Consider the following 5,313-nt stretch of genomic DNA (forward strand, 5'->3'; position numbering starts at 1 on the left):
ATGCTTAATAAACGACGAGGAAGGTGACACTAGATTGCCTGAAACTTAAAACTTTGCAACGGAGCCTTCTTTGGCGGTGCACGGTTTGTGCCTATCATCTCAGCCATCACGCTGGGTGTTGTGGGTGTTGTGGGTGTTCTGATCCCGTTCGTGTGGCCTTACTTTGCCGCGGGTATCAACGGCATCGGTAACCTGATTGCTGGCGCGGGTGCATTCGGTCCTTTCTTGTTTGGTACCGGTGAGCGTCTTCTACTTCCTATCGGTCTGCACCACATTCTGGTGGCATTGGTTCGCTTTACTGAAGCGGGCGGTACCATGGATGTGTGTGGTCAAACCGTATCGGGTGCGCTGACCATTTTCTACTCTGAGTTATCTTGTGCTGACACCAACGGTTTCACACCTGAAGTTACTGCATTCTTGTCGCAAGGTAAGATGCCAGCGTTCCTGGGTGGTTTACCTGGTGCTGCTCTGGCGATGTACCATTGTGCGAAGCCAGAAAATCGTAGCAAGATCAAAGCGCTGTTAATTTCTGGTGTGGTAGCGTGTGTAGTAGGTGGTATCACTGAGCCATTGGAGTTCCTGTTCCTGTTCGTCGCACCTGCTCTGTACTTCATTCACGCCATCTTGACGGGTTTGGGCTTCATGGTAATGGGTCTGCTGGATGTGACCATTGGTAACACAGACGGTAACATCATCGACTTCCTCGTGTTTGGTGTCCTGCAAGGCACGGCAACCAAGTGGTATCTGGTACCGGTAGTGGCAGCGGCTTGGTTTGCGGTTTACTACGCAGTGTTCAAGTTCGCGATTACTAAGTTCAACCTGAAAACGCCGGGCCGTGAAGTAGATACCGCGGAAGTGGATTCAGAGTTGGAAGCGGCTTTCATCAATGAATCAGGTAAAGGTGCGGCGATTCTGGCAGCGCTAGGTGGCAAAGAAAACATCTTGGCACTAGACAACTGCATCACACGTTTACGAATGTCTGTGAAAAACATGGACTTGGTGGATGACGCGAAACTGAAAGCTTACGGCGCCTTAGGTGTAGTGAAGCTGGATGCTCACAACCTTCAAGTGGTCATCGGTACGCAAGTTCATATGGTGAAAAATGAAATGCAGGCTCTGATTTCAGCGCCAGCGATGTAAGAAAAACGTTCCCCCGTTTTAACCCTCGGAGACTGATAACAGCCCGAGGGTTTTCCTGTTTCAGATGAGGTTGAAATACTCATGAGTCACATAGATTTTGATACGCCAATAGACCGTATGGGTAGCTATTGTACCCAATGGGATTATGTTCAAGACCGATTCGGTAAAGCGGGATTGCTGCCTTTTACCATCTCCGACATGGATTTTTCCGCACCAGACGCAGTGATGAAGGCGCTTAGAGAACGCTTAGATCATCCCGTGTTAGGCTACAGTCGTTGGAACCACGACGATTTTAAACGTGCCATTGAAGGTTGGTATCAGCGTCGATTTGATGCCCAGATCGATAAAGATACGATTGTCTACGGCCCGTCCGTGATTTACATCATCGCCAAGCTGATTGAAAAGTGGAGTCATACGGGTGACGGTGTGGTATTCCAAACGCCCGCCTATGATGCGTTTGACAAATTGGTAGAAGGTTCGGGGCGTCGTTGTATTCGCAACCCATTGATAAAAAAAGAAGGCAGTTGGGAAATTGACTGGGATTTGCTTGATAAGCAATTGTCACTGGCAGACACCACGATTTTCTTATTGTGCAGTCCGCAGAACCCAACTGGCCGTATTTGGTCACGTGAAGAACTTAAGCGCATCGCGGAAATATGCGTTTTTCATGACGTTGCGCTGATTTCTGATGAAATCCACATGGATGTGGCCTTTAAAGCGCACACGCCGTTCTTGGGGTTTGGTATGGAGCAACGTTGGGCATTGGTGACTTCGGCGTCTAAGTCTTTCAATATTCCCGCCTTGAACGGCGCATACGCATTTATCCCAAATGAGAAGGCACGCAACGATTACCTGTTCAAGCTGAAGGAAATTGACGGGCTTTCATCGCCGTCGATTTTGGGCGTGATCGGCACGATGGCGGCGTACAATGAAGGCGAAGACTGGCTCGAAGCGTTGAACGAGTACGTGAGTGAAAGCCACAATTTGGTTCGCACGCGCTTAAAAGAGGCGTTTCCTTCTGTGGACTATCAGGTGCCTGACGCCACGTATTTGGCGTGGATTGACTTATCATCGCTGGACCTGGACATGGCGCAACTTCAGAAAGATCTTATTGCGCATTTTAATGTCGCGATTATGGATGGCGGTGTTTATGGCGAGATGGGCCAAGGTTATGTACGTTTGAACTTAGGTTGTTCTCGTTCGAAAGTGATGGCTGGACTGGATGCATTAATAGGCGCAATTCAACAGCAATAACGCATGTTGAGCGGAAATGAAGAAGCCGACCAATGTCGGCTTCTTTTATAGAATTTTTAGAAAATCAGTGGTTGTCTGCAAGGGCTTCAACAGGCTGATTTGTTTCTTGTTGTCGAAGCTGACCTTGTTCGACAATGTAATCAACGCATATTTCAACAGCGCGCGCGATTTCTTTCTTCAGGCCTTCACCGTTTTCCAGTTGCTCATAGGAAGGTCCTTCATTTGAGTCATCGTAGGCGGGCTGGGTGAAACACTGAACTTCAACCACTACCTCTTTTTCTTTAACATCAATCAGTCGAGCGTGAGCACCGTAAGACAGTTTATAGTTGTCCCAATCTTCCAAGTAGTAGATTGAGCCCCACCCAGTGGTCTTCACGTCAACAACGTAGTCATACTCATCGTAAGCAGCAACCACGTCTGATAGGCCGGCATCAACGGAGATTACCTTGTCATTTTCAATAATGTTAACGTCGTAGTTTTCCTCGATTCCTTTGGCTAAATCTTTTGCGATGTCTAATGCAGGGTCGGAAATTTGATTGTTTTCCAAAATAGTGTTGCCGCTTTCAATCGCACTTAACACGCCCAGTAGGCCAAATTGCACATTGAGTGCTGTTTGCGCGGGGAAATCAGGCAGTTCATCGTATTGAGAATACGTCAGCGCTTTTCCTTCAAGTGCGACGGCTTCTTCGTTTGTCAGTGAGTCAGTGGGAATTGTTGAACATGCAGTGTTGAGTAATAAAATGCCGCAAACTACGGCTCCCTTAAAAATATTCATCCTTGATTCCTTTGTACTTGTATCGCCATGTTTTACGTTTCTTGTAATAAGTGAGTTAGTTGCTACGCCAAATATTCAAACTATTGATGCGCATGGGAATTTACCATAAATTAACAGAGTGATGGGTGAATTTTCGAAGATATCTGAGATGAATCGAGCAAGGAGTGTCGAATGATTCTTCTACAACATGACTGCAGGTTGAAATATTGATGCCCAGTACGAGTCGTGTTGCATAAGTTTTAATGACAATTGCGTACGGATCTCTTTATCGAGATAGTGACTATTCTCCCCTTTTTGACGGGCATATTTGTTTGGGTTTAATGCTTTCTTTTAATACGTTTTTTCAATTGCAGTCAGAAAAACTTACGGTCTCTATCAAGTGCGAGACAGCAGGTTGATGCCTTAAGTGCATATAGTGGAAAGGTGTTCCGGTTCAGAAGTGAATCTAGTAAAGAGGAGAACCACCACCATGCAGATGGAAAATAACGTCAATACCCAAATATTTCGGGCGTTACTGAATAGTAAAAACAAGGATGATGCGTTACCGGTTCGGCCTCATGCGCTTTCTTTCTATTCCGAAATCAGCCAGCATGTTAGCGCATCAAATACGATTGAAGAAGATTACAAAATTCGTATCCAACAACGTATCACGGCACTGTCTTCAGCGACGCTGAATATCTTGATGGTTGGCGCCGCCAACGTGGGAAAAACGTCAACATTAAGCGCATTGTTTGGCGAGCATTCGTGGTCAGAAACTGAAAAAAATCAGCATCTCATCACTCGCCATGAACTTGCCCAGTTAACCCTTTGGGAAGCACGGTTGCCAAGCGACAGTGCAGACCCAAAACGTATGACGGCGGAGCTAGGTTCTTTACTCGCGGAAAACGATGAGCTGGGAAGACCACTTATTGATTTGGTGTTGGTCGTACTCGATACCACCAGCAACAACCTTGAAGATTGCTATCGTGACATCAGCGATACCTTGGTGCCTATGTTGGGCCGACAAACTGAAAATCGCTTGATGGTTTTGATGAACAAAGCGGACAAGGTCGCGTAAAATATTCGCGGCACGTCGTCGAGTCAACTCATGCCATTAGATGCGGAAATTTGGCTGGATTGCACAGCAGCAACCATACGTTATCGCCTCATCCATAACACAGGGGTGCAGACTCGTCCGATCGCCTACAGTGCATTGGCGGGAAATTCACTGGACAAGCGACCTTACAACCTGATGAAGGTGGTTGCGCGAATGATGGTGACATTGCCAGAAGAAAAGCGTCTGCTACTGCTTAATCAGCCTTTCACGCTGGGTGATGACTATTGGCGCGACCATGATGACAGATTGCTCTATCTACAGAGCGTTGAAAATCTCTGCTTTGACAACCTTCACCTCGGCGCGAGAGAAGGGGACAGATTTGGCGGTCAGTTGGGTGCATTCCTAGGTCGAAACGGTAGAGCACTGGGTGAAATTGTTTGTGATGCATTGAGAAAGCAGTTTGGAATCAGTGTCTAACGCATACTTCTTACCTGATAGAAGAGCCAGCAGAAATGCTGGCTTTTTCAGTTTATGCGCTCGGAAAAAATCCACACCCACTATCAAGAGCGAGACAAACTTTACTCAACACTTTGCGTATAGTTGCAGATGGATAAAGGAATATGTCGTACTCATTGAGGTGAATTTCTATGGAAAGCAGTAAGTCATTTTCGCGCCAACTCGCGCTGGATATCAGCCAATCACCACTCGTTGATGAATTCAAAAAAGCGGTGTTACAACTTCGTCTGCATCAACTTGAAGGACAATCGTTAAGTCTGATGTTTGCTGGTCCTCAGGGGGTGGGTAAAACGGGGTTGTTGCAAAAAATTCAATCGGGCGGATTTCACCCCGCCGCTTCCTGAAATTACGTGTAAATTACCTCGACATTAAAGAGTCGATTCATGAAGGCGGATCTCTCCCGCACAAGCACTTTACGCTCATCCTGACGTAACCAGAAATCAAACTGGCCTTTATTCAACATCCGTAGAGATTCGAATCCCTGAAGGGTTGACCAGGCACGCTTTCGTTTTTTAAAACCGCCGGTGCCTGCAAGGAGTTTCTTGATGGGGGCATGATCGGATTCAATACCATTGTTGAGGTATTTCACCTG

6 protein-coding genes and 1 pseudogene are annotated in these 5,313 nt (G+C 46.7%); 5 read left to right on the forward strand and 2 right to left on the reverse strand.

Annotation, left to right across the window (positions count from 1 at the left end; translation table 11 throughout):
• Positions 1–63: 63 nt before the first annotated feature.
• Positions 64–1,140, forward strand: a pseudogene (gene malX, locus B5D35_RS22595) (maltose/glucose-specific PTS transporter subunit IIBC); the annotation flags it as partial.
• A gap of 81 nt (positions 1,141–1,221) precedes the next feature.
• Positions 1,222–2,394, forward strand: coding sequence for a MalY/PatB family protein (locus B5D35_RS22600; RefSeq protein WP_078754677.1), 1,173 nt, complete (start codon positions 1,222–1,224; stop codon positions 2,392–2,394).
• Between the two features lie 64 nt (positions 2,395–2,458).
• Here B5D35_RS22600 and B5D35_RS22605 read toward each other — a convergent pair whose 3' ends face one another.
• On the reverse strand, positions 2,459–3,169 hold the full coding sequence (locus B5D35_RS22605) for a hypothetical protein (protein ID WP_078754678.1): 711 nt from the start codon (positions 3,167–3,169) through the stop codon (positions 2,459–2,461).
• 469 nt (positions 3,170–3,638) lie between these two features.
• Here B5D35_RS22605 and B5D35_RS25110 point away from each other — a divergent pair, with 469 nt between their 5' ends.
• The 3 genes from B5D35_RS25110 (at position 3,639) to B5D35_RS22615 (ending at position 5,065) form a co-directional block, all read left to right on the forward strand.
• Positions 3,639–4,226 (forward strand): GTPase family protein, encoded by a 588-nt coding sequence (locus B5D35_RS25110; protein ID WP_244556717.1) that lies wholly within the window; start codon positions 3,639–3,641, stop codon positions 4,224–4,226.
• 30 nt (positions 4,227–4,256) lie between these two features.
• The gene (locus B5D35_RS25115; protein WP_101210496.1) at positions 4,257–4,682 is read left to right on the forward strand and encodes a hypothetical protein; all 426 of its coding nucleotides are present in this window, start codon (positions 4,257–4,259) and stop codon (positions 4,680–4,682) included.
• 170 nt (positions 4,683–4,852) lie between these two features.
• Positions 4,853–5,065, forward strand: a complete 213-nt coding sequence (locus B5D35_RS22615) for a hypothetical protein (RefSeq protein ID WP_078754679.1) — start codon at positions 4,853–4,855, stop codon at positions 5,063–5,065.
• Positions 5,066–5,067: 2 nt separating this feature from the next.
• Here B5D35_RS22615 and B5D35_RS22620 read toward each other — a convergent pair.
• Positions 5,068–5,313: DDE-type integrase/transposase/recombinase (locus B5D35_RS22620; RefSeq protein WP_139367846.1), on the reverse strand; the 246-nt coding region annotated here is incomplete at its 5' end.

The organism is Enterovibrio nigricans DSM 22720 (genome assembly GCF_900167155.1).
Classification (GTDB): domain Bacteria; phylum Pseudomonadota; class Gammaproteobacteria; order Enterobacterales; family Vibrionaceae; genus Enterovibrio; species Enterovibrio nigricans.

Bases quoted from the DNA above. Each gene is read 5' to 3' on its own strand.
- B5D35_RS22600 (WP_078754677.1), top strand. From the start codon at position 1,222: ATGAGTCACATAGATTTTGATACGCCAATAGACCGTATGGGTAGCTAT.
- B5D35_RS22605 (WP_078754678.1), bottom strand. From the start codon at position 3,169: ATGAATATTTTTAAGGGAGCCGTAGTTTGCGGCATTTTATTACTCAAC.
- B5D35_RS25110 (WP_244556717.1), top strand. From the start codon at position 3,639: ATGCAGATGGAAAATAACGTCAATACCCAAATATTTCGGGCGTTACTG.
- B5D35_RS25115 (WP_101210496.1), top strand. From the start codon at position 4,257: ATGCCATTAGATGCGGAAATTTGGCTGGATTGCACAGCAGCAACCATA.
- B5D35_RS22615 (WP_078754679.1), top strand. From the start codon at position 4,853: ATGGAAAGCAGTAAGTCATTTTCGCGCCAACTCGCGCTGGATATCAGC.